This is a genomic window from Undibacterium sp. 5I2, assembly GCF_035019605.1.
Taxonomy (GTDB): domain Bacteria; phylum Pseudomonadota; class Gammaproteobacteria; order Burkholderiales; family Burkholderiaceae_D; genus Undibacterium.
Genome location: NZ_JASJVS010000026.1, coordinates 1 through 22678, shown reverse-complemented (window position 1 = coordinate 22678; position 22678 = coordinate 1). Strand labels below are relative to the sequence as shown.

The window sequence follows — 22678 nt, the reverse complement described above, 5'->3', positions numbered from 1 at the left end:
ATTTTTATGGCAGAGACGCTGCAAAAGCAGCTGAAAAAAGGGCATTTTCTTCCTGATTACTGACCGTAATACGCAGACAGTTTTCTAGCAGAGCATGCATTTTACCTACATTTTTGACTAAAATTTTGTGTTTCAACAATTTGGCAAAGACTTGTTCAGCATTCGCAACACGAATCAGCAAAAAATTTGCCGCAGAGGGGAACACTTCCACACCCGGCAGGGCGCGTAATGTCGCGGTCAGCGCTTCACGCTGTCGGCACAATTCGGCCGCTTGCGCATTGAGTACTTCAACATGGCGCAACATGAATACGGCGCTCGCCTCGGTCAGAACGTTAATGTTATACGGTGGCCGCACCTTGTCAAATTCTTTCATCAACTCATTGTCGCCAGCCATATAGCCGAGTCGTATCCCGGCCAAGCCCAGTTTGGAAACGGTACGCATGACGACCAGATTCGGGAATTGCGCCAAACGGTCCATGAAACTGACTCCGGCGAACGGCCCGTAGGCTTCATCGACGACGACTATGCCACTGCTGCCGACGGCTTGGAGAATGGCGACGATGTCGGCGGCATCGAACAGCGTACCGGTCGGGTTATTCGGATACGCCAAATAGGTGATGACCGGACGATGTACGGCGATGGCAGCCAACATGGCGGCGGCATCGAGCGTGAAATCGGCGTTCAAGGGCACGCCGACAAACTCCAGCCCGGCGAAACGCGCCGACATCGCATACATCACAAAGCCAGGCACGGGCGCGAGCACCTTGGCACCGGGCCGGGCACACGCTTGCGACAAGATGGCGATCAATTCGTCGGAACCATTCCCGAGCACGATTTCACGCCCAGCCGGTACCGCCAGTTGCTCAGCGATCAAGGCTTTCAGACCGACATACGAGGGCACCGGATAACGGTTGAGCGGCAGTGCCGCCAAATGCTGGGCTAATTCAGCCTGCAGCGCCGCTGGCAAGGGAAATGGATTTTCCATCGCATCGAGTTTGACGTAACCATCGGAAGATGGCACATGGTAGGCCGACAAAGCGGCGATTTCAGGACGGATGATCTGTTTGATACTCACTGTTTACTCCATGCAGTACGGTATAAAAAACGGCCGAGCTCAGGATCAATCGGCCAACACCACCGGTGCGGCTATCGACCTCGGGCAAACCTGCAAGGCCAGCCGGCTCTGTATCATGGCGCAATACTCGACATTGAGTTCAAAGCCGACAAAATCACGCCCACAACGTTTGGCAGCGACAGCGGTGGTACCGCTGCCCATGAAGGGATCAAGCACAACGCCGCCGGGTGGGCAGGAAGCTTTGATCATACGCTCGATGATTTCCAAAGGTTTTTGGGTCGGGTGCGCTTCACGTTCGGCGTGCTCGCGATGTAAGCGCGACACACTCCAGATATCTTTAGGATTAAATCCCAGTTCCAGCCATTTGGCACCTTCAAAAATTTTCCGGCTGCGCGCTTTTTTAGTCACGGCATCATAGGGAATTCGGATCGCATCGAGATCAAAATAATAATCTTTCGCTTTCACGAAGAAACCTATACTGTCGTGCACCGAGGAATACTTGCGCACGCTGCCACCCATCGACGGTACCCGTCTATCCCAAATGATTTCATTCATCATCGTCAGCCTTTGCTTGAGCATGACAAACACTTCGGGCGAATACCGCCAGCTCAAGAACACATACAGGCTGCCGTTGGGTTTTAATTTAGGCAGGGCCAAATCGACCCAGGCCGTCATCCACAACAAATACTCGGCCGCTTCCATTTTATCGGAATCATTGCCGTAATCTTTACCCAGGCCATAAGGCGGGTCAGCCAACAGTAAATCGACGCTGGCGTCAGGCAAGCGCGCCAGACCTTGCAAGGCATCTTCGCAAAAAATCTGATTGCGCCACGGCGCGCTCATCGCCCTATTCTCATCATCAAAGCAAACGCAATTCGGCGCTGCGCGCATGCGCCGGCAAGCCCTCGCCATAGGCTAATTCGACGGCGATTTTTCCCAAGCTTTGCGCACCTTGTTGGCTGACATGGATGATAGACGAGCGCTTCTGAAAATCATACACACCCAAGGGTGAAGAGAAGCGCGCCGTGCCGGAGGTCGGCAACACATGGTTAGGGCCGGCACAATAATCCCCCAGTGCTTCGGAGGAATAACGTCCCAAAAACAAGGCACCGGCATGGCGAATTTGATCGGCCCATTGTTGCGGCTGCAGGGCAGAAATTTCCAGATGTTCGGCGGCGATGCGGTTGGCGATTTCGCAGGCTTGCTGCATATCGCGCACCTTGATCAAGGCACCGCGGTTGGCCAGCGATACCGCGATCACCGCTTGCCGCGGCATGCTTGGCAACAGCTTGGCGATACTCGCTTCGACGGCATCGAGATAAGCAGCATCGGGACACAGCAGTATCGATTGTGCCAGTTCGTCATGTTCGGCTTGCGAAAACAAATCCATCGCCACCCAATCAGGATCGGTGCTGCCATCGCACAGCACCAAAATTTCCGATGGGCCGGCGATCATATCGATGCCGACGATACCGAACACGCGACGCTTGGCGGCAGCCACATAGGCATTGCCTGGACCAACGATTTTATCCACGGCCGGAATGGTAGCGGTGCCATAGGCCAGCGCAGCAACCGCTTGCGCACCACCGATGGTAAACACCCGGTCGACGCCGGCAATTGCAGCAGCAGCCAGCACCAATTGATTTTTCACGCCATCGGGCGTCGGCACCACCATGATGATTTCAGACACGCCCGCAACCTTGGCCGGAATCGCATTCATCAACACCGAAGACGGATAAGCAGCCTTGCCACCGGGGACGTAAATACCAACCCGATCGAGTGGCGTGACTTTTTGCCCCAGCACGGTGCCATCGGCTTCGGTATAACTGAAGCCGGCCGAGCCGCATTCAGTCTTTTGAATTTCATGATAGGCACGCACGCGCGCAGCGGCTGCTTCGAGCGCAATGCGGCGCGCGGCCGGCAATCCCTGCAAGGCCGCCTGCAATTCTGCCTGCGGTACTTCGAGTGCGGCCACGCTGCTGGCTTGCAAACGGTCGTAGCGCTGCGTCGCAGCCAATACGGCGTGGTCGCCATCGGCCTTGACGCTGGCCAGTATCTGCGCCACCGCTTGCTCAATGGCGGCATCTTCGGTCGCTTCAAAGGCCAGCAGCTGCGTCAGTTGCCGGGCAAAATCGACATCGCTCGTGTCCAGTCGCTTGATCATGTTTCCCATGCTTCTCTCTCGAAAATACTGTCCGGCCTGGCCGGACCAAGTTCAGTTACCGGCTTGTGCCGCCGCCAGTGAAGCGCTTTCGAAGGCAGCCAAAATCGGCTGCAAACGCTCGCGTTTCATTTTCAAGGCAGCCTGGTTAACCACCAGGCGCGAAGAAATTTCCATGATGTGTTCGACTTCGACCAGATTATTCGCGCGCAGCGTGCTGCCGCTGCTGACCAAATCGACGATGGCATCGGCCAGGCCGACCAGCGGCGCCAATTCCATCGAACCATACAATTTGATTAAGTCGACGTGCACGCCTTTGCTGGCGAAATGCTCACGCGCCGTTTCGGTATACTTGGTCGCCACGCGCAAGCGCGCCCCCTGACGGACCGCCGTGGCATAGTCAAAACCGGCCGACACCGCTACCGACATGCGGCATTTGGCGATCTGCAGATCGATAGGCTGATACAAACCTTCGCCGCCATGTTCGTGCAAAACATCTTTGCCGGCCACGCCGAAATCGGCCGCACCGTATTGCACATACGTTGGCACATCGGAGGCGCGCACGATGATCACGCGCAGCGCCGGGTCATTGGTCGCCAAAATCAGCTTGCGCGATTTTTCCGGATCTTCCAACACGCGAATACCGGCGGCTTCCAACAAGGGCAGGGTTTCTTCAAAAATACGTCCTTTGGACAAAGCCAAAGTTAATTGTGCACTCATGCTTTCACCCGCTGTATTTGTGCGCCGACGGCGGACAATTTAACTTCCATACGATCGTAACCGCGATCGAGATGATAAATCCGGTCGATCACGGTTTCGCCTTCGGCCGCCATAGCGGCAATCACCAGCGACGCCGAAGCGCGCAAATCAGTCGCCATCACCGGCGCGCCGATCAATTTATCGACACCGGTAACCATGGCGGTATGACCTTCGATTTCAATTTTGGCACCGAGGCGATGCATTTCCGGTACATGCATGTAACGATTTTCAAAGATCGTTTCAGTGATACAACTGCTGCCCACGGCGATGCAATTCATGGCCATGAACTGGGCTTGCATATCGGTAGGAAAACCTGGGTATTCAGTGGTGCGAAAACCGATCGCTTTCGGCCGGCTGCTCATTTGCGCACGAATCCAATCCGGACCGCTGGTCAGAATCACCCCGGCTTCGCGCAACTTGTCGAGAGCGACATCGAGGATGTCGCTGCGTGTGTTGCGCAAAATGATGTCGCCACCGGTAGCGGCCACCGCACACAGGAAAGTCGCGCTTTCGATGCGATCGGCGATCACGGTGTGGCTGGCACCATGCAAGCGCTCCACCCCTTCAATCACCAAACGATCCGTGCCGATGCCGCTGATTTTCGCGCCCATGGCCACCAGCAGATTGGCCAGATCAGTCACTTCCGGCTCGCGCGCGGCATTTTCCAGTATCGTCACGCCATCGGCCAGTGTGGCGGCCATCAGTAAATTTTCAGTACCGGTAACGGTGATCATATCGGTCACCACACGCGTGCCTTTGAGACGCTTGGCGCGCGCATGAATATAGCCGGCTTCGATGCTGATCTCGGCACCCATGGCTTGCAAACCCTTGATATGCTGATCCACCGGACGCGAACCGATGGCGCAGCCGCCCGGCAGCGACACCTTGGCTTCGCCGAAGCGCGCCAACAAAGGACCGAGCACCAGAATCGAGGCGCGCATGGTTTTGACCAAGTCATACGGGGCTTCAAAACGATCGACCGCGCTACCATTGAGCACCATCACACCGTTTTCTTGCGTCGCCTTCAAACCCATCTGACGCAATAATTTCAGCATCGTGCTGACATCTTGCAGCGATGGCACATTGTGCAACACCAGCTCATCGGCCGTCAGCAAGCCGGCGCAGAGTATCGGCAAGGCGGCATTCTTGGCCCCGGAAATGCTGATCTCGCCATTGAGGCGCGAGCCGCCTGTAATCAGTAATTTATCCATTATGCAGCATGCTCTTCAGGAGTCAGGGTTTTCATCGACAAGGCATGAATCTCGGCGCGCATGCGCTCACCCAGCACGGCATAGACGATCTGATGCCGGGCAATCAGGCGTTTGCCAGCGAAAGCAGACGACACGATGAGGGCCTTGAAATGCTGACCGTCGCCCTCGACTTCGAGATGCGTGCAATCTAAGCCGGCCGCGATGTAAGCATGAATTTGTTCAGGAGTAGGAAACACAGCGTATCTTTCTAAAACTTGAAATTAGTGACGTAATTTATAACCGCGCTTGAGCATCTGCACCGCAATCGTCGTCAGGATCAGGAAAAAACAGCCGACCACAATCAGGCTATTGACGGGATCAACGTCGGACTGACCGAAAAAGCCGTAGCGAAACCCATCTATCATATAAAAAAATGGGTTGAAGCGGGACAAGGTCAGCCAAAATGGCGGCAGCGAATGTATCGAATAAAACACGCCCGATAAAAACGTCGCCGGCATGATTAAAAAATTCTGAAATGCCGCGAGTTGATCGAACTTTTCGGCCCAGATGCCGGCGATCAAACCCATCGTGCCCAGCATGGCAGCGCCAAGTAAAGCGAACAAGGCGATCCAGCCAGGTGCGACGAAATGCAGATTGGTAAACCATACCGTAACGATGAACACCCCGCCGCCAACCGCCAAACCACGCATGGTGGCCGCCAGTACATAGGCACCGAACAATTCCCAGTGTGACAACGGCGGCAAGAGCACGAACACCAGGTTACCGGTGATCTTCGATTGAATCAGTGAGGACGAGGTATTGGCAAAGGCATTTTGCAAAATACTCATCATCACCAAGCCCGGCACCAAAAAAGCGGTGTACCGCACACCCGGGTAGACTTGCACATGCGCATCGAGCACATGACCGAAAATGAGCAGATACAACAAGGCCGTCATGATCGGGGCAGTGATGGTTTGCGTCGCCACTTTCCAAAACCGCAAGACCTCTTTATACAACAGGGTATTGAAACCAGTCATGTTCATCATTGTGCGCCTTCCATAATTTGCAGAAAGACATCTTCAAGATCTGCCTGGAGTAATTGTAAATCTTCAATCTGACAACCGGCTTGACGGAATGCCGCCAACATACCTTCGACTTGATTGTAGTCAGTCACGCGCAACACAAACTGGCGCTGCTCGGCCGGCGTTTCATGCGTCACGATTTGCTCGCGTAAAGTCGGCGGCAAGGCGATGTTGCCGCCGGAAGCCAGCGTCACGCGCAATTGCGAACCGGAGATACGGTTAATCAAGGCTGCCGTGGTATCGAGCGCGACCACTTTACCACCCTTGAGCATGGCGATACGATTACACAGTGCCTGTGCCTCTTCGAGGTAATGCGTGGTCAACACCACGGTATGCCCTTCGCGATTGAGGCGGGCAATGAATTGCCACAAACTTTGGCGCAATTCGACATCGACCCCGGCGGTTGGCTCATCGAGCACAATCACCGGCGGTTTGTGAACCAGTGCCTGCGCCACCAAGACGCGCCGCTTCATGCCGCCCGAGAGCGCGCGCATATTGGTATCGGCCTTATTGGTCAAGTCCAGATTGTGCATGATCTCATCGATCCAGCTGTCATTGTTCTTGATGCCGAAATACCCGGATTGCATGCGCAGTGTTTCGCGTACCGTGAAAAACGGATCGAATACCAATTCCTGCGGCACCACACCAAGCTTGCTGCGGGCTTGGCGATAGTCGGTGACGACGTCATGCCCCTGCACCGTAATATTGCCGGCATCGGCACGATTCAGACCGGCCAGGATAGAAATCAGCGTGGTCTTGCCGGCCCCATTCGGACCAAGCAAGCCGAAAAATTCGCCTTCTTCTATCGTCAATGACACGCCATCCAAGGCTTGCAGCGATTGGTAACGTTTTTGTATATTATTTATTTGTATCGCGGCCATATGGTGTGCTCGCATGCTCGCACTTACGTGCTCTATAGGGGTGAGGAGGAAGAACGTTTCGTCAATAATGACGAAACCTTTGATTATAGGGGATTTTCGGTCCGGGAACCGAATCGGTGGCGCGGAAACTTTCCCGCGCCGCCACATTGACGAGCGTCAATGTCGTTCTGCAGCCACCATCTGGAATTGCCCGCTCAAACCGTACAGAGCAATCAAGCTTTGCAATGCGGGTGGGGCTGCATGAAATTTCAATAACTTTTTCTCTTGCAAGGCATAGCGCTGCCAAGCAATCATGACCGCGACCGCGGCAGAATCAACGCGCTCGAGGCCAGACAAATCAAAATCGGACGCGCCGGCAGTCAGCGCGGCGATACCGGCATCGACTGCCTGACGAGCATTCTCTTGGGCCAGCTGACCGCTCAGTTTGTACACAACATCACCTTTTTTTGATTATTTGGCGGCGGCTTTATTCGGTGTTGCTGCCAGCTTTTTATTTTTTTCTGCCAAAGTTTTGATCAAACCATCAATACCGGTTTTACTGATTTGCTCGGTAAACGTACCCTTGTAGGTTTCCACCAACCAAGCACCGAGCACATTGATGTCATAAATTTTCCACGCGCCGGCAGTTTTAGCCAAGCGATAATTGAGCTGTATCGGCTCGCCGCGGCTCTGTATCACTTGCGAACGCACTTCCACTTCGGTGTCTTCCGGTGCCGCACGCATAGGCTTGAATTCTACCCGTTGATCGCGGATTTGTGAGATCGCGCCAGAATAAGTGTAGACCAGCAGAGTACGGAACTCGTTGCTCAACTGTTTTTGCTGTTCCGGCGTGGCATCGCGCCAGTTTTTACCAGCCGCCAGCGAAGTCATGCGTTGGAAATCGATGTAAGGCAGAATTTTCGCTTCCACCATGTCATACACACGTTTCTGATTACCGGCTTGGATATCTTTATCGCTTTTAGCGACGTCGAGAATTTCTTGGCTCAAACGCTTGACCAACTGATCCGGCGCTTCCTCAGCAGCCAGACTGCTACCCATGAATGCCAAACTGGCAAAGGCGAAGAGAAAAATTTTACTGATGAGTGTTTTCATATTAAATCCTTTCAAGCGGTACCACACCGCCAGTTGACAGCCGCGACGGCGGCATCACTGTGTTACGTTTGTTATGACAATCGCTAAACAAGATCAATCTTGGTTAGGATTAATTTGACTGGCTCGGCGCTGCAAATACGCATCGCGGATAAATACATACCGGTCGAGTGCCGCCTCTTCGATTAAAGAGCCGGCATCAAGAACGGATGCCCGCTTGTCGACCAAGCGCACCAAACTGCCCGTATTGCGAATATACACAGGCTTATAATACGACCAAGCATCGCCATAATAATCAAGCGGTGTGGCGACGGCATCACGCACCGTCGTCGGTCCGAGCACCGGCAAGACCAGATACGGTCCCGAGCGCACGCCCCACACCCCAAGTGTCTGGCCAAAATCTTCTTTGTGCTTACTCAAACCAGCCGGCGAACCGATGTCAAGCAAGCCCGCCAACCCGAAGGTAGAATTGAGCGCCACCCGCATGATATCGGAACTGCCGTCACCTACTTTACCCTGCAATAAATTATTGAGCGCCGTGTAGATATCACCGATATTGCCGAAAAAATTGCCGACGCCGGTTTGCACGAACGACGGCGTGACATTTGCGTAGACTTGCGCGACTGGCTTGAGCACGGCTTGATCGATCGCATCATTGAAATCAAACATAGCGCGATTGAAGCCTTCCAACGGATCGCGCGGATTCTGGCCGATATTGGTCTTGGTACCGATGGTATCGAGCGCCTTGTCAGCCTTGGTCTTGATTTTCTCAACCGAAACGGTGCTACAAGCGCTCATCGAGAGCAAGGCTAAGACCGCGACGAAGCTGCGGCTGCCAGTAAAAAGTGTTGTTATTGTTTTCATTTTTTCCCATCCGAACTACTGTCGGTTGCTTTGCTAAATAAGAACTGACTGATCAGATTTTCCAGTACTACGGCCGATTGCGTCATTTTAATTTTGTCACCTGCGACCAGATTTTGGGTATCGCCACCTGCTTCCAGACCGATGTATTGCTCGCCCAATAAGCCGGCGGTCAGAATTTTTGCCGAGGTATCTTTCGGAAACTGGTAACGCGTTTCCAATTGCATCGTCACGCTGGCTTGAAAGCTTTTGTCATCAAACGTGATTGCCGACACCCGCCCAACCACCACACCGGCACTTTTCACTGCCGCGCGCGGCTTGAGGCCGCCAATATTGTCGAAACGGCTGACGACAGTATAGGTCTTTTGCAAGGATAGGGAGCTCATATTGCCAGCTTGCAATGCCAAGAATAGCAAGGCTGCCGCTCCCAGAATCACAAACAAACCGACCCAGAAATCCAATGATTTTTTTTGCATGTTTTTCCTCTGTGCCCCCACTTGGGAGCGCAATGATTATTTGATACCTGCCGCGTCACTACGCTGCGTGTTCATCTGGAATCCTGAGCGGCAGAACGGAGTCGGCGGCAAAGGCTCCCAGGCTTACTGAAACATCCAAGCTGTCAGCAAGAAATCGAGCCCCAGCACCAGCAAAGACGAAATCACGACGGTGCGAGTGGTAGCACGTGCCACGCCTTCCGGCGTAGGCTGCGCTTCATATCCCTGAAACAGCGCCACAAATGTGACGGCAAAACCGAACACCACACTCTTGATCACGCCATTGCCGATATCTTGCCACACTTCCACACCGGCCTGCATTTGCGACCAGAACGCGCCATTATCAACCCCGATCAGCTTCACGCCAACCACATAACCGCCGATGATGCCCATAGCATTAAAGATGGCCGTCAAGATCGGCATGGCGATAATGCCGGCGATGAAACGTGGGGCCAAGACGCGGGCGATCGGGTCAACTGCCATCATTTCCATGGCCGCCAACTGCTCGCCGGCCTTCATCAAACCGATTTCCGCCGTCAGCGAGGTACCGGCCCGACCGGCAAACAGCAGCGCCGTCACCACCGGACCGAGCTCACGCGTGAGCGACAAAGCGACCAACAAACCGAGCGCCTCTTCCGAACCGTAACGATTCAAGGTGTAATAACCCTGATAGCTGAGCACGAAGCCGACGAACAGCCCGGAAATGGCGATGATCACCAAAGAATAATTACCGATGAAGTGAATCTGATCGGTCACCAGACGTGGGCGCCGCCACAAGCCGCGTGCTGCCGCGGCGATGGTGACGAAACTCCGGCTGGCATAGCCAAGATCGGAGGCCAGCTCACGCACCCGGCGTCCTATGCGTTCTATGATCATGGCTGTCCTTTCAAACCGAGATCGTCGGCCAGCGCCAGCCCCGGATAATGGAACGGTACCGGTCCATCGGCTTGGGCATGCACAAACTGCCGCACATACGGATCGTCCGAGGCCAACATCTGCTGCGGACTGCCCTCGGCCACGATTTTCCCCTGTGACAGGAAATATACGTGGTCGGCGATGGCAAACGACTCATGCACATCATGCGATACCAAAATTGAGGTCGAACCCAGCGCATCATTGAGACTGCGAATCAAATTCGCCGTCACGCCCATAGAAATCGGGTCGAGTCCGGCGAACGGCTCGTCATACATGATTAACTGCGGGTCGAGCGCGATAGCGCGCGCCAACGCCACGCGGCGCGCCATACCGCCGGAAATTTCGGCCGGCATCAACTGTGCTGCATTGCGCAATCCGACCGCCTGTAACTTCAGCATCACCAAGTCGCGGATCAAACTCGGCGTGAGGTCGGTATGCTCGCGCAATGGAAAAGCGACATTCTCGAATACACTCAAATCGGTAAACAGCGCACCGTGCTGAAACAGCATGCCCATCTTGCGGCGCATCTGCTGCAAACCAGCTTGATCGAGTTGCGCCACCTCTAGCCCATTGACTTGCACACTGCCGCTACCGGCGCGGATCTGCCCGCCTATCAGGCGCAAAATGGTGGTCTTGCCGGAGCCGGAACCGCCCATCACAGCAATCACTTTACCGCGTGGAAAATCCATACGGAGTCCGGACAAAATAGTCCGCTCTCCATAGGCAAAATGAACATCGCGAAGTTCTACGAGATTTGACACGTCAAAGTATGGTGTTTTGCAAAAGCTAGATTGTAATGCAGAACGCGAGAAGAAGTGTTGACGTTAAGAATATTAAAATATCAAGGATTTGCCGATAATTCTTATAAATACTATTTATTCCAAATATTTAACGTCAAAATTATTAAAATGCAGAATTTAGATCATTTTTTTATTTTGCAGAGCACAAAAATTAATGAATTCTGGGTCATTAATTGATGATTTTTGTATCAAGCATTCAAAAAAACTGACGAAGTTCTTGGCTTTACTAAGAACTTCGTCACGCCACTCAACGTGGTAAGTCTGATGCACCCATCAAAAACAGGTCGACTTCGCGCGCGCACTGACGACCTTCGCGGATCGCCCACACCACCAAGGACTGGCCGCGCCGCATATCTCCGGCCGCAAACACCTTGGCCACATTGGTCTGATAACAATCAGGGCCATCGGTACTGGCCTTGGCATTGCCACGGCTATCTTTCTCGACGCCGAAGGCCTCGAGCACTTGCGCCACCGGTGACACAAAGCCCATCGCCAGCAAGACCAAATCAGCCTTCATTTCGAATTCAGAGTCGGCCACTTCCTGCATCTTGCCATCTTTCCATTCGACGCGGCAGGCGATCAGCTTCTCGACCTTACCAGCCTTGCCTTCGAGACGCTTGGTCGCGACCGCCCAATCGCGCTCACAACCTTCTTCGTGCGACGAGGAAGTGCGCAGCTTGGTCGGCCAATATGGCCACACCATAGACTTGTTTTCTTGTTCCGGCGGTTGCGGCAACAATTCGAACTGCGCCACCGATTTGGCACCATGGCGATTCGAGGTGCCGACACAATCGGAACCGGTATCGCCGCCGCCGATGACGATGACATTTTTGGCCGTCGCCATGATCTGATCTTTCACCTTGTCGCCGGCATTGACCTTATTTTGCAAAGGCAGGAAATCCATCGCGAAATGCACACCCTTGAGCTCGCGCCCCGGCACTGGCAAATCGCGCGGTGTTTCAGCACCGCCGGCGATAACGACGGCATCAAACTCTGCTTGCAACTGCTCGGGCGAAATGCTTTCTTTCGACCAGTTGGTGATGGTGCCAGGAAAATCTTTACCGACCAAGACGCCGGTGCGGAAAATCACACCTTCGGCCTGCATTTGATCGACGCGACGATCGATATGCGATTTTTCCATCTTAAAGTCAGGAATACCATAACGCAGCAAACCGCCGACCCGATCATTCTTTTCAAAAACCGTCACCTCATGACCTGCACGGGCAAGCTGCTGGGCAGTTGCCAATCCAGCCGGACCGGAACCAACCACGGCGACTTTTTTACCGGTTTTCTGCAAGGCCGGTTGCGCTTTCACCCAGCCGTTTTCCCAACCCTTGTCGATGATGTAATGCTCGATCGATTTAATTCCGACCGCATCATCATTAATTCCCAAGGTACAGGCCGATTCACACGGTGCCGGACAAATCCGGCCAGTGAATTCCGGGAAATTATTAGTTGAATGCAAAGTCTCCAGCGCCGACTCGACATTCCCGCTGTACACCAAATCATTCCAATCAGGAATGATGTTGTTGACCGGACACCCATTATTACAGAATGGAATCCCACAATCCATGCAGCGCGCCGCCTGTGTCTTGGCTTGACTATCGTCGAGATGGACCAGAAATTCTTTGTAATGCTTTTTGCGTGATTGCGGCGCTTCGCTTGCTTCTTGCAAACGCTGAAATTCCATGAAACCCGTTACTTTACCCATTTTTCACCTCAAATCGTTGCGGGCGTCTGCCCGGTTTATTCTGTTCTGCCAGCACCAGCGGTTCAGGCCGCGGCCTTGGCAGTGAGCTGTTTGGCCGCATACATTTCAGCCAGTGCACGCTTGTACTCAGTCGGGAAGACCTTGATGAACTTGGCGCGACTACGCGCCCAATCATCGAGCAAATTGCGCGAACGGGTGCTGCCGGTATGTTTGAAATGCCGCTCGATGAGATCACGCAGTATCGCTTCATCGGTCTCGCCTTCACCACCACGCAAGCGACTATGCCAAATCGAACGATCGACGGTCGCCACCTGCACATCGCCGGCCAACACCGCTTCCAGCGTCACCATGCTCAGATTGCAGCGCGCTTCGAATTCGCCTTCCGGGTCATACACATAGGCGATCCCGCCCGACATGCCGGCGGCAAAATTGCGTCCGGTTTCGCCCAACACCACGACCGTACCGCCCGTCATGTATTCACAACCATGATCGCCCGTGCCTTCGACTACTGTCGACGCGCCCGAGTTACGTACCGCAAAGCGTTCGCCGGCCACGCCATTGATGAATGCTTCACCGGAAATCGCGCCATACAAAACCGTATTACCGCAAATGATGTTATCGACGGCACGGCCACGGAATTCCGTATTCGGACGAATAATGATGCGACCGCCCGACAAGCCTTTACCGACGTAATCATTACCCTCGCCCACCAAATCCAGCGTCACGCCATGCGCTAAGAAAGCACCGGCCGACTGACCCGCCGTACCTTGCAACTGGATGTGAATGGTATCGTCCGGCAAACCGGCATGACCATACTTCTTGGCCACCATGCCCGACAACATACTGCCAACGGTGCGGTTACGATTCTTGATCGGCGAAATAAACGATACTTTTTCACCGCTTTCGATTGCCGATTTAGCTTGGGCAATCAACTTGTTATCGAGCGCTTTATCCAAACCATGGTCCTGCACATCGACATGACGGATCGCCGCATCGGCAGCCACTTCGGGACGGAAGAAAATCTTGGAAAAATCAAGGCCCTTGGCTTTCCAATGTGTCACGGCGCTCGACTTATCGAGTAAATCTACCCGACCAATCAACTCGTCATAGCTGCGCACTCCAAGCTGGGCCATGATTTGACGCAGTTCTTCCGCGACGAAGAAGAAGTAATTAACCACATACTCAGGCTTACCGGAAAATTTCGCGCGCAATACCGGATCTTGCGTCGCGACACCGACCGGGCAGGTATTGAGGTGACATTTACGCATCATGACACAGCCTTCCACCACCAAAGGCGCGGTGGCGAAGCCGATTTCATCGGCACCGAGCATGGCGGCAATCGCCACGTCACGCCCGGTTTTCATCTGACCATCAGCCTGTACCCGTACTCGCCCACGTAAGCCGTTGAGAACCAGAGTTTGCTGGGTTTCCGCCAAGCCGAGCTCCCACGGCGTACCAGCATGCTTGATCGACGACAAAGGCGACGCACCGGTACCGCCATCATGACCGGCAATCACCACGTGATCGGCTTTAGCTTTCGACACACCGGCGGCGATGGTACCAACCCCGACTTCGGAAACCAGTTTGACCGAGATCGATGCTTGCGGGTTCACATTCTTCAAATCGTGAATCAACTGCGCCAAATCTTCGATCGAATAAATATCATGATGCGGCGGTGGCGAAATCAAACCCACGCCCGGCACCGAGAAGCGCAACTTGGCAATGTATTCCGACACTTTATGGCCTGGCAATTGACCGCCCTCACCCGGTTTGGCACCCTGGGCCATCTTGATCTGGATTTGATCGGCCGAACTCAGATATTCGGTCGTTACACCGAAGCGGCCGGAAGCCACTTGTTTGATACGCGAGCGCAGCGAATCACCATCTTGCAAAGGGATGTCGACTTCAATATGTTCGCGCCCGATCACCGAAGCCAAAGTAGCACCCTGCTTGATCGGAATACCCTTGAGTTCTTGGGTGTAGCGCGCCGGATCTTCGCCGCCTTCGCCGGTATTCGATTTGCCGCCGATACGGTTCATCGCAATGGCCAGAGTCGCATGCGCCTCGGTACTGATGGAACCGAGCGACATCGCGCCGGTGGCGAAACGTTTGACGATTTCCTTGGCCGGCTCAACCAAATCGAGCGCGATAGCCTTGGCCGGATCGATCTTGAATTCAAACAAACCGCGCAAAGTCATGTGACGCTTCGATTGATCATTGATGATCTGAGCGTATTCTTTGTAGGAATTATAGTTATTGGCACGCGTCGAATGCTGCAACTTAGCGATCGCGTCGGGCGTCCACATATGGTCTTCACCACGTACGCGGAAGGCATATTCACCGCCGGCATCGAGCGCATTGGCCAGTACCGGATCATTGCCGAAAGCGAGCTTATGCAAACGCAATGCTTCCTCGGCCACTTCAAACACGCCTATGCCTTCAACATTCGAAGCCGTGCCTTTGAAATACTTCTCGACCAAAGATTTATTGAGCCCGATGGCTTCGAAAATCTGCGCCCCGCAATACGACATATAGGTCGAGATGCCCATTTTCGACATCACCTTCATGAGGCCCTTGCCGACTGCCTTACTGTAATTGTAAATCGCCACATCGGCCGTCAAACCAGGCGCCAGTTGTGGTGCCAGCGCCGCCAGTGTTTGCATGGCCAAATAAGGATGAACGGCTTCAGCACCGTAACCGGCCAGCAGTGCAAAGTGATGCGTCTCACGCGCCGAGCCGGTTTCCACTACTAAGCCGGTGTTGGTGCGCAGACCCTTGCTGACCAAATGCTGATGCACAGTCGAAGTAGCCAGCAAGGCCGGGATCGCGACGAAATCAGCACTCATCTTGCGATCGGTAATGATCAAAATGTTATGACCGGATTTCACTGCATCGACGACCTCGGCACAAATTGAGGCCAGACGTGCTTCGATACCATCTTTGCCCCAGGCCACCGGATAGCAGATATCGAGTTCATACGACTTGAATTTGCCGCCGGTATTGGCGCTGATATTGCGCAGCTTGGCGATATCATCAAAATTAAGTATCGGTTGTGAAACTTCCAAACGCATCGGTGGGTTGATGTTATTAGTATCGAGCAGATTCGGTTTCGGACCGATGAACGACACCAGCGACATCACCATCGCTTCGCGAATCGGATCGATAGGCGGATTGGTAACTTGGGCAAACAATTGCTTGAAGTAGTTGTACAAAGGCTTGAGTTTGTTCGACATCACCGCCAAGGAGGAATCATTCCCCATCGAGCCGAGCGCTTCTTCACCGGCCACCGCCATAGGCGTCATGAGGAACTTGATATCTTCCTGGGTATAGCCGAAGGCTTGCTGACGGTCGAGCAAACTGTCGGCCGTCGGTTGTGCATCGGGCGTACCTTTGAGTTCATTGAGCTTGATCCGTACCGACTTGATCCACTGCTTGTAGGGCTTGGCATTGGCGTAGGTATCTTTGATTTCTTTGTCATCGATGATGCGGCCAGCTTCCAAATCAATCAAGAACATTTTGCCTGGTTGCAGACGCCATTTTTTGATGATTTTCGATTCAGGAATCGGCAACACGCCCGATTCCGATGCCATCACCACTAAATCATCGTCGGTGACGATATAACGGGCCGGACGCAAGCCATTGCGATCAAGCGTACCACCGATTTGACGACCATCGGTAAACGCCATCGCCGCCGGACCGTCCCACGGTTCCATCATGGCAGCATGATATTCATAAAAGGCACGGCGGTTTTCATCCATCATGCCATGATTTTCCCAGGCTTCCGGGATCATCATCATCATCGCTTGAGCGATAGGATAACCGGCCATCACCAACAATTCGAGGGCATTGTCAAAACTGGCGGTATCGGACTGGCCTTCAAAAATCAAAGGATACAATTTTTGCAAATCGTCGCCAAGCACAGCCGATTTCATCACGCCTTCGCGCGCGCGCATCCAATTGAAATTGCCTTTGACGGTATTGATCTCGCCATTGTGCGCAATCATGCGGTATGGGTGAGCCAGCGGCCATTCTGGGAAAGTGTTGGTAGAAAAGCGTTGATGTACCAATGCCAGCGCGGAAACGCAGCGTGGATCTTGCAAATCCTTGTAGTACACGCCGACCTGATCGGCCAGCAACAAACCTTTGTAGACGATGGTGCGAGCGGACATGGATGCAACAAAATATTCTTTGCCATGGATCAGTTTGAGCGCTTCGATTGCATGCACAGCCGATTTGCGGATCACATACAATTTACGCTCAAGCGCATCGGTCACCATGATGTCCGGACCACGGCCGATGAAAATCTGCCGTATCAGCGGTTCTTTTTCGCGCACCGTCGGCGACATCGGCATAGTGCGGTCGACCGGCACATCGCGCCAGCCCAACACCACTTGGCCTTCGGTACGCACGGCGCGTTCGATTTCCTGCTCGCAGGCCAGTCGTGAGCCATGTTCCTTAGGCAAAAACACCATGCCCACGCCATATTCACCCGGCGGTGGCAAAACGATGCCCTGTACCGCCATTTCTTCACGGTAGTATTGATCTGGAACTTGAATCAAGATCCCCGCACCATCGCCCATCAAGGCATCGGCACCGACGGCACCGCGGTGATCGAGATTCTTTAAAATCAGCAAACCCTGATCGACGATCGCATGGGTCTTCTTACCCTTGATGTGGGCGATGAAACCGACGCCACAGGCATCATGTTCGTTGGAGGGATCGTATAAACCTTGGGCTTGCATAGCTATCTCCGGAGGGCAAAAGTGGAAGTCTGTCCCAGAGGATAGTGCACTGCAAAATAAAGTTCAACAGAAATAATTAGGGTCAGAGTTAATTAAAATTACCCTATTTTATTTTAATTTTTTATTAGGGTCAGAGTAGATTATGCAGGTGACACCAGCTTACGCGGCCGGCCGCGCTTGTGCGGCTGCAAACGCCGCGCCGTCAGCTTAGCCATCTCTGCCTCAAAGCTTGCTGAGCCGAGCAACCAAGCCTTGTGCGTGGCCTCGCGTAGCAGTGCGAGTTGCTGCTCCGTTATGCCTTGCTCGAGCAAGTGCTTATAATTGGCTTCGCGTTGAAATGGCGTATTGCCCATAGCCCAGAACAGCGGGTGATCGGCGACCAGCGCATCATTGCGAAGTCCAATATGGTGGGCATAACTGGACCACTGATACGCGGCGGCATCACTGACCAAACCCGCGCGCACCGGATTACTTTCTATATACAAGCTACAAGGGAAGAAATACAAACTCGGATCCAGCACGGTGGCTTTGTAGCGCCCCTGCCACAAACTGCCACTACGCAAATATTTACGATTGAAATGCGGTACGTAATAGCGCCCCAACCACTGCATCAGTTTGGACAAACTTGTTGCTTCTTGTGGGGTAACTAAGAGATGAAAGTGATCGGGCATCAACACATAGGCATGGATCGCGATGCCGAAGTGACGTGCGCCCTGCAGTAAAGAGGCAAGAAACACTATATGGTCGTCATCATCACGAAACAAGCGTAAGCCATCATGACTCGATTGCATCACATGGTGCAGCGCATGGGGAATAAGGAGACGAGGCAGTCGGGCCATGGCGATCCCAAATCGCTCATTGTAAAACAAGCAAAGACAGGCAGCGGACTAATTTTCCAGGAGAGACGTAGGAATCATGCATCTCGTGGGCAAATATTATGTAGACTAAAGCGCATATTGTTGCTAACTGGTACCATAATGACGCTCTGAAGATGTAGCACGCCAATAAGCTGGCCAGACCATTGAATCAACGACCCCAACCACGCCTGCGAAAGACAGGCACCGGAGCCCACCATGACAGCATTCTTCAATCGTTTATCCGTAGGGCAAAGATTAGGACTGGGTTTCGCCTTGGTCTTATGTCTCGCACTGTTCACGACAGCAATTGCTTTCTTCCAACTGTCCCAAGTTGCGGCCGAAACCGAAGCCTTGATGAAAGAACCGCTGACGACCGAACGTTTGGTCAGCGATTGGTACCGCAACATCCACACCGGCATACGCAGAACCAGCGCGATTGCAAAAAGCAGCGACGAATCACTGACTCCTTTTTTTGCGGCAGATCAAGCCGAATCGACGCGCACCTCGGCTATTTTGCAAAAAGAAATAGAAGAGCACATGCAGTCGGATAAAGAAAAAGCCTTACTTAAAGAGATAGGCGAAGTCCGGCAAAGCTATGTCAACGGGCGCGCCAAAGTCGTTGCGTTAAAAAAGGAAGGCAAGACCGACGAAGCCAATCAGGCGCTTGAGCAAATATTTATTCCTGCTTCGGTCGGCTATGTCAAAAAGATTGAAGAAATGCTGCTGTTACAACGCGCGCAAATCGATCAAGCTTCACAAGAAATGCAACATTCTTCGCAGCAAAGTCGTCTGCTGCTGATGATCTTATCTGCCATCGCCGTTGCACTGTCCGCCTTGTGCGCGTGGTTAATCACCAGTTCGATCACCAAACCCTTGCATGAAGCCACAGGCTTAGCGGAACAACTGGCCCGCGGTGATTTGACCGGGCAAGTCAAAGTCACACGCGATGATGAAATCGGCTTATTGATGAAGGCCATCAATGGCATCAGCAGTGGCTTGAGTGAAGTCATTGCCGAAGTGCGCAGTGGTACAGAATCGATCAATGTGGCCGCCGGGGAAATTGCCTCCGGCAATGCCGACTTATCGGCCCGCACCGAATCGCAAGCCAGCTCGCTGGAAGAAACCGCCTCATCGATGGAAGAATTGACCGCCACCGTGCGGCAAAATGCCGACAATGCCCAGCAAGCCAATCAATACGTGGTTTCGGCCAGCAGCGTGGCAGTCAAAGGCGGTGAAGTGGTCCATCAGGTAGTGGAAACCATGGGTTCGATCAAGGCCAGTTCCAATAAAATCGTCGATATCATTTCCGTGATTGACGGTATCGCCTTTCAAACCAACATTCTGGCGCTCAACGCCGCAGTCGAAGCCGCCCGGGCCGGAGAACAAGGCCGTGGTTTCGCGGTCGTGGCATCGGAAGTGAGAAACTTGGCGCAACGCAGCGCCTCGGCCGCCAAGGAAATCAAAACCCTGATCGACGATTCAGTCGGAAAAGTGGAGCATGGCAGTAAGCTCGTCGATGTCGCCGGTACGACCATGCAAGACATCGTCGGCAGCGTGGCCAGGGTTGCCACCATCATGGCCGAAATCAGCGCTGCCAGCCGCGAACAAAGTGCCGGAATAGAACAAGTCAACCTCGCGGTCACGCAAATGGATGAGATGACGCAGCAGAATGCCGCGCTGGTGGAACAAGCCGCCGCCGCGGCCGAAAGCATGCGCGACCAAGCCGGCAAACTCTCGCACGTGGTGGCGCAATTCAAAACTACCCACCCAAGTTCAGCAGCGCCGGCTGGCAGCTTGAAAAGCCATGCCAGCCGACCGGCCACACGGCCGGCCACTCGGCAAATCAGTCAGAGTGCACGCAAATCAGCAAGCGATCAGAGTTGGGAAGAATTTTAATCCCCGCATGACTGTTTGAGCCAAAGCACGCGCAAGCTGTGCGCGTGCTTTTTTTGCTGCTACGCTGAACAACTTAATGGATCGTCGCAAGCGACGATGGAAAAGACTCTGGAAGGGGTTTGCATCCCCTCCCATCGCGTCGCTCCTTCGTCGCTCACCGGCCTGAAGGCCGGGGTTTCAAACCCTAGTCAGATTTTTGATGAAGTCTTTACAAATAAGCGCCAGCGAATTCATGCTTAGGCGCTTTGAAGCGGAACACACTGAGTGCCTTGGCGGCATCCGGCACCGCACGTACTTCAGGCACCCCGCTCATTAATTCGGAAATACGGCTTTTCAATGCTTTAGCCTGAGTGGCGAGCTTGAAATGGGCTGGGCGTGTCGTTTGCACGATGCTCCAGCGAACGATCGCTGAAAGCTTACTGTGATCGAGCAAACCAAGCTCACTCAGCCATTTTTCAAATGACCGCGAAGGTAAATCGCTGTCTATCCAAATCAAATGTTCCGAGCTCATCTTTTGCTTGTCAGCGGGGCGCACTAAAATTTCATAAATCATTTTCAGACTCCTAAAGGTGGAGCTTCGCGGCATAAAAACGACTGGCAAAGTTCCTTTAGGGTAAGAAACGAATCAGTGTGGCAATCCGTTGACATGAATAGTTACAAATCTCCAGAAATATTTATCTAAAGCTATAAAAATGTTATAAAAAGTTAACATATCGGCTTCATTAACTGATTTTTATTATATTTTTATAAATTATAGCTAAAAAAATGGCCCGCACTGTCGGCGAGCCAGAGGCTATCAGGCTGGCAATCAGGCCAGCATAGTCATATTTATTTAGCGAATTTCATTGCTAATTGATTCATTTTTTCTGCACGTCTTTTCGTCGCTTCCAACTCCGCCGCTTCAAGCTGACGCAATCGGTCGAATTCAGCCTGCGCCTTGATCCGTTCGGCATTCTTCTTGGCACGCTCGTTGAGCAACTGCTGCGCATGGGCGCGATGCGTATCGTTGATCTCTTCCTTAGGATTGCCATCGAGATCAAAACGCGTCGCTGAGGTCAGCGTTTTTTGCAGGTAGCGCGAAGATTTGGTGTGATACGTCAGCGCCAGACGCAATATTTTCAAGCTGGTTTCGGGCAAACGTTCGATGATCTGCTTATCTATACCTATCGCGAGCGGGTCGTTACGCTGAAATACAGGAAAGCTTTTCTTCAAGCTGTTGAGCAGTTCCTGAGCGGCGGAAACGGGGAGAGTCGGGCTTTTGTTGGTCATGAATAAATAGAACAGGCATTTACGAGAAGGCAAAGCATAACATACCGCCGTGGCGGCGCTTTCGATGATTGCACCTAATTAATATAGCAGCACTGGAATTGTTCGAAAAAGTGACGCTACTACGCTGATTGAAACAGTTGCGGACTATGCATTTCTTCAGCGCATGGTGCAAGGGAAGCGCAGATTTAATTTTGTTATCGTTTTTTTGCGATTTCAACAACTTAATGGATCGTCGCAAGCGACGATGGAAAAGACTCTGGAAGGGGTTTGCATCCCCTCCCAAGGTTTATTGCCAAGCGCAAAAAGAGTCGGCGGCTGCGATGGCGCGGACGGCATGCTTGGGCTGGGAAGCGGTGCCTCTTTGGCGAGCGTGTCGGCATCGACATTGGCAGCACTGACATGACCGCGCGTGCTGGCAACATTGCCAGGCACCGCCACATCACCCAATAATAGATTGCCCGTCATCGTTGCGATTTCGAGCGGATCAGCGTTGCCATCGCTACGTACTTGGCGAAAATCAATGTTGCCGCTCACTAAAGTCAGATGCAAACGAGCATTCACACAAACATCGCCGATGCGCAGATCTTCGTTGGTGGCATTAACCTTCCCGGCAATCTGGCCGCCGCTCTGACAGTAAGCGGAATTGCTCCAGCCAGCATGATTCTCACCCGCGTCCTGCCCGGTATGGGCTGCAGACTGGCCAGGTGCTACAGAAGTGTCGTTTGCTGCAGGCGTGCCGTGAAAACGCTCGACGTTACCAATATGCGAGTGAATGAACATAGCGATCTCCGATTCGAATAAACAACAACTTAATGGATCGTCGCAAAAGCCTAATGGACGCTTTTTTACACCTGAAACACCGTATACCTCGTCATTCCCGCGTGCTTTTGGCGGGA

The 22678-nt window shown here is 53.2% G+C and carries 21 protein-coding genes; 1 reads left to right on the top strand and 20 read right to left on the bottom strand.

Annotated elements, in window-relative coordinates; all coding sequences use genetic code 11:
- Positions 1–4: 4 nt before the first annotated feature.
- The 17 genes from hisC to QN359_RS10775 form a co-directional block, all read right to left on the bottom strand.
- Positions 5–1075: a histidinol-phosphate transaminase gene (gene hisC, locus QN359_RS10855; protein ID WP_322250599.1), complete on the bottom strand. Its 1071-nt coding sequence runs from the start codon at positions 1073–1075 to the stop codon at positions 5–7.
- Between the two features lie 45 nt (positions 1076–1120).
- Positions 1121–1918, bottom strand: coding sequence for a site-specific DNA-methyltransferase (locus tag QN359_RS10850; protein WP_322250598.1), 798 nt, complete (start codon positions 1916–1918; stop codon positions 1121–1123).
- A 16-nt stretch (positions 1919–1934) separates the two neighbouring features.
- Positions 1935–3248: a histidinol dehydrogenase gene (hisD, locus tag QN359_RS10845; RefSeq protein WP_322250597.1), complete on the bottom strand. Its 1314-nt coding sequence runs from the start codon at positions 3246–3248 to the stop codon at positions 1935–1937.
- A 42-nt stretch (positions 3249–3290) separates the two neighbouring features.
- Entirely contained in the window at positions 3291–3956 is a 666-nt protein-coding gene (hisG, locus tag QN359_RS10840) for an ATP phosphoribosyltransferase (protein WP_322250596.1), read from the bottom strand.
- Complete coding sequence (gene murA / locus QN359_RS10835) at positions 3953–5206, bottom strand: UDP-N-acetylglucosamine 1-carboxyvinyltransferase (protein WP_322250595.1); 1254 nt, start codon at positions 5204–5206, stop codon at positions 3953–3955. Before murA ends, hisG begins: the two co-directional genes overlap by 4 nt.
- Complete coding sequence (locus QN359_RS10830; RefSeq protein ID WP_322250594.1) at positions 5206–5442, bottom strand: BolA family protein; 237 nt, start codon at positions 5440–5442, stop codon at positions 5206–5208. Before QN359_RS10830 ends, murA begins: the two co-directional genes overlap by 1 nt.
- 24 nt (positions 5443–5466) lie before the next feature.
- Positions 5467–6222 (bottom strand): ABC transporter permease, encoded by a 756-nt coding sequence (locus QN359_RS10825; RefSeq protein WP_322251067.1) that lies wholly within the window; start codon positions 6220–6222, stop codon positions 5467–5469.
- 5 nt (positions 6223–6227) lie between these two features.
- Positions 6228–7148 (bottom strand): ABC transporter ATP-binding protein, encoded by a 921-nt coding sequence (locus QN359_RS10820; RefSeq protein ID WP_322251066.1) that lies wholly within the window; start codon positions 7146–7148, stop codon positions 6228–6230.
- A 156-nt stretch (positions 7149–7304) separates the two neighbouring features.
- Positions 7305–7580: an STAS domain-containing protein gene (locus QN359_RS10815; protein WP_322250593.1), complete on the bottom strand. Its 276-nt coding sequence runs from the start codon at positions 7578–7580 to the stop codon at positions 7305–7307.
- 18 nt (positions 7581–7598) lie between these two features.
- Positions 7599–8240, bottom strand: a complete 642-nt coding sequence (locus QN359_RS10810; protein WP_322250592.1) for an ABC transporter substrate-binding protein — start codon at positions 8238–8240, stop codon at positions 7599–7601.
- A gap of 93 nt (positions 8241–8333) precedes the next feature.
- Complete coding sequence (locus QN359_RS10805) at positions 8334–9101, bottom strand: VacJ family lipoprotein (RefSeq protein ID WP_416200221.1); 768 nt, start codon at positions 9099–9101, stop codon at positions 8334–8336.
- Positions 9098–9574, bottom strand: a complete 477-nt coding sequence (gene mlaD / locus QN359_RS10800; protein ID WP_322250591.1) for an outer membrane lipid asymmetry maintenance protein MlaD — start codon at positions 9572–9574, stop codon at positions 9098–9100. The genes QN359_RS10805 and mlaD overlap by 4 nt, the downstream gene beginning before the upstream one ends.
- Before the next feature lie 123 nt (positions 9575–9697).
- The gene (gene mlaE / locus QN359_RS10795; RefSeq protein WP_322250590.1) at positions 9698–10468 is read right to left on the bottom strand and encodes a lipid asymmetry maintenance ABC transporter permease subunit MlaE; all 771 of its coding nucleotides are present in this window, start codon (positions 10466–10468) and stop codon (positions 9698–9700) included.
- The gene (locus QN359_RS10790; RefSeq protein ID WP_322250589.1) at positions 10465–11268 is read right to left on the bottom strand and encodes an ABC transporter ATP-binding protein; all 804 of its coding nucleotides are present in this window, start codon (positions 11266–11268) and stop codon (positions 10465–10467) included. Before QN359_RS10790 ends, mlaE begins: the two co-directional genes overlap by 4 nt.
- Positions 11269–11554: 286 nt before the next feature.
- Complete coding sequence (locus QN359_RS10785) at positions 11555–13018, bottom strand: glutamate synthase subunit beta (RefSeq protein ID WP_322250588.1); 1464 nt, start codon at positions 13016–13018, stop codon at positions 11555–11557.
- Between the two features lie 62 nt (positions 13019–13080).
- Positions 13081–17760 (bottom strand): glutamate synthase-related protein, encoded by a 4680-nt coding sequence (locus QN359_RS10780; RefSeq protein WP_322250587.1) that lies wholly within the window; start codon positions 17758–17760, stop codon positions 13081–13083.
- A 140-nt stretch (positions 17761–17900) separates the two neighbouring features.
- On the bottom strand, positions 17901–18599 hold the full coding sequence (locus tag QN359_RS10775) for a transposase (protein WP_322250585.1): 699 nt from the start codon (positions 18597–18599) through the stop codon (positions 17901–17903).
- 234 nt (positions 18600–18833) lie between these two features.
- Between QN359_RS10775 and QN359_RS10770 the strand changes: the two genes are divergently transcribed.
- Positions 18834–20513: a methyl-accepting chemotaxis protein gene (locus tag QN359_RS10770; protein WP_322250584.1), complete on the top strand. Its 1680-nt coding sequence runs from the start codon at positions 18834–18836 to the stop codon at positions 20511–20513.
- Between the two features lie 208 nt (positions 20514–20721).
- On the opposite strand, the gene QN359_RS10765 is transcribed toward QN359_RS10770, so the two are convergent.
- From QN359_RS10765 to QN359_RS10755, 3 genes are all read right to left on the bottom strand, one after another.
- A complete protein-coding gene (locus tag QN359_RS10765) occupies positions 20722–21066 on the bottom strand; it encodes a hypothetical protein (RefSeq protein WP_322250583.1) in 345 nt (114 codons plus the stop codon).
- 275 nt (positions 21067–21341) lie between these two features.
- Complete coding sequence (locus QN359_RS10760; protein WP_322250582.1) at positions 21342–21782, bottom strand: ProQ/FINO family protein; 441 nt, start codon at positions 21780–21782, stop codon at positions 21342–21344.
- A gap of 213 nt (positions 21783–21995) precedes the next feature.
- The coding region (locus QN359_RS10755) for a hypothetical protein (protein ID WP_323493270.1) at positions 21996–22678 on the bottom strand (683 nt) is incomplete at its 5' end.

Excerpts from the sequence above, each read along its gene's own strand:
- hisD (WP_322250597.1), bottom strand. The coding sequence starts at position 3,248 with ATGGGAAACATGATCAAGCGACTGGACACGAGCGATGTCGATTTTGCC.
- QN359_RS10780 (WP_322250587.1), bottom strand. The coding sequence starts at position 17,760 with ATGCAAGCCCAAGGTTTATACGATCCCTCCAACGAACATGATGCCTGT.
- QN359_RS10820 (WP_322251066.1), bottom strand. The coding sequence starts at position 7,148 with ATGGCCGCGATACAAATAAATAATATACAAAAACGTTACCAATCGCTG.
- murA (WP_322250595.1), bottom strand. The coding sequence starts at position 5,206 with ATGGATAAATTACTGATTACAGGCGGCTCGCGCCTCAATGGCGAGATC.
- QN359_RS10770 (WP_322250584.1), top strand. The coding sequence starts at position 18,834 with ATGACAGCATTCTTCAATCGTTTATCCGTAGGGCAAAGATTAGGACTG.
- mlaD (WP_322250591.1), bottom strand. The coding sequence starts at position 9,574 with ATGCAAAAAAAATCATTGGATTTCTGGGTCGGTTTGTTTGTGATTCTG.
- QN359_RS10765 (WP_322250583.1), bottom strand. The coding sequence starts at position 21,066 with ATGATTTATGAAATTTTAGTGCGCCCCGCTGACAAGCAAAAGATGAGC.
- QN359_RS10775 (WP_322250585.1), bottom strand. The coding sequence starts at position 18,599 with ATGGCCCGACTGCCTCGTCTCCTTATTCCCCATGCGCTGCACCATGTG.
- QN359_RS10760 (WP_322250582.1), bottom strand. The coding sequence starts at position 21,782 with ATGACCAACAAAAGCCCGACTCTCCCCGTTTCCGCCGCTCAGGAACTG.
- mlaE (WP_322250590.1), bottom strand. The coding sequence starts at position 10,468 with ATGATCATAGAACGCATAGGACGCCGGGTGCGTGAGCTGGCCTCCGAT.
- QN359_RS10810 (WP_322250592.1), bottom strand. The coding sequence starts at position 8,240 with ATGAAAACACTCATCAGTAAAATTTTTCTCTTCGCCTTTGCCAGTTTG.
- QN359_RS10785 (WP_322250588.1), bottom strand. The coding sequence starts at position 13,018 with ATGGGTAAAGTAACGGGTTTCATGGAATTTCAGCGTTTGCAAGAAGCA.
- QN359_RS10850 (WP_322250598.1), bottom strand. The coding sequence starts at position 1,918 with ATGAGCGCGCCGTGGCGCAATCAGATTTTTTGCGAAGATGCCTTGCAA.
- QN359_RS10805 (WP_416200221.1), bottom strand. The coding sequence starts at position 9,101 with ATGAAAACAATAACAACACTTTTTACTGGCAGCCGCAGCTTCGTCGCG.
- hisG (WP_322250596.1), bottom strand. The coding sequence starts at position 3,956 with ATGAGTGCACAATTAACTTTGGCTTTGTCCAAAGGACGTATTTTTGAA.
- QN359_RS10825 (WP_322251067.1), bottom strand. The coding sequence starts at position 6,222 with ATGACTGGTTTCAATACCCTGTTGTATAAAGAGGTCTTGCGGTTTTGG.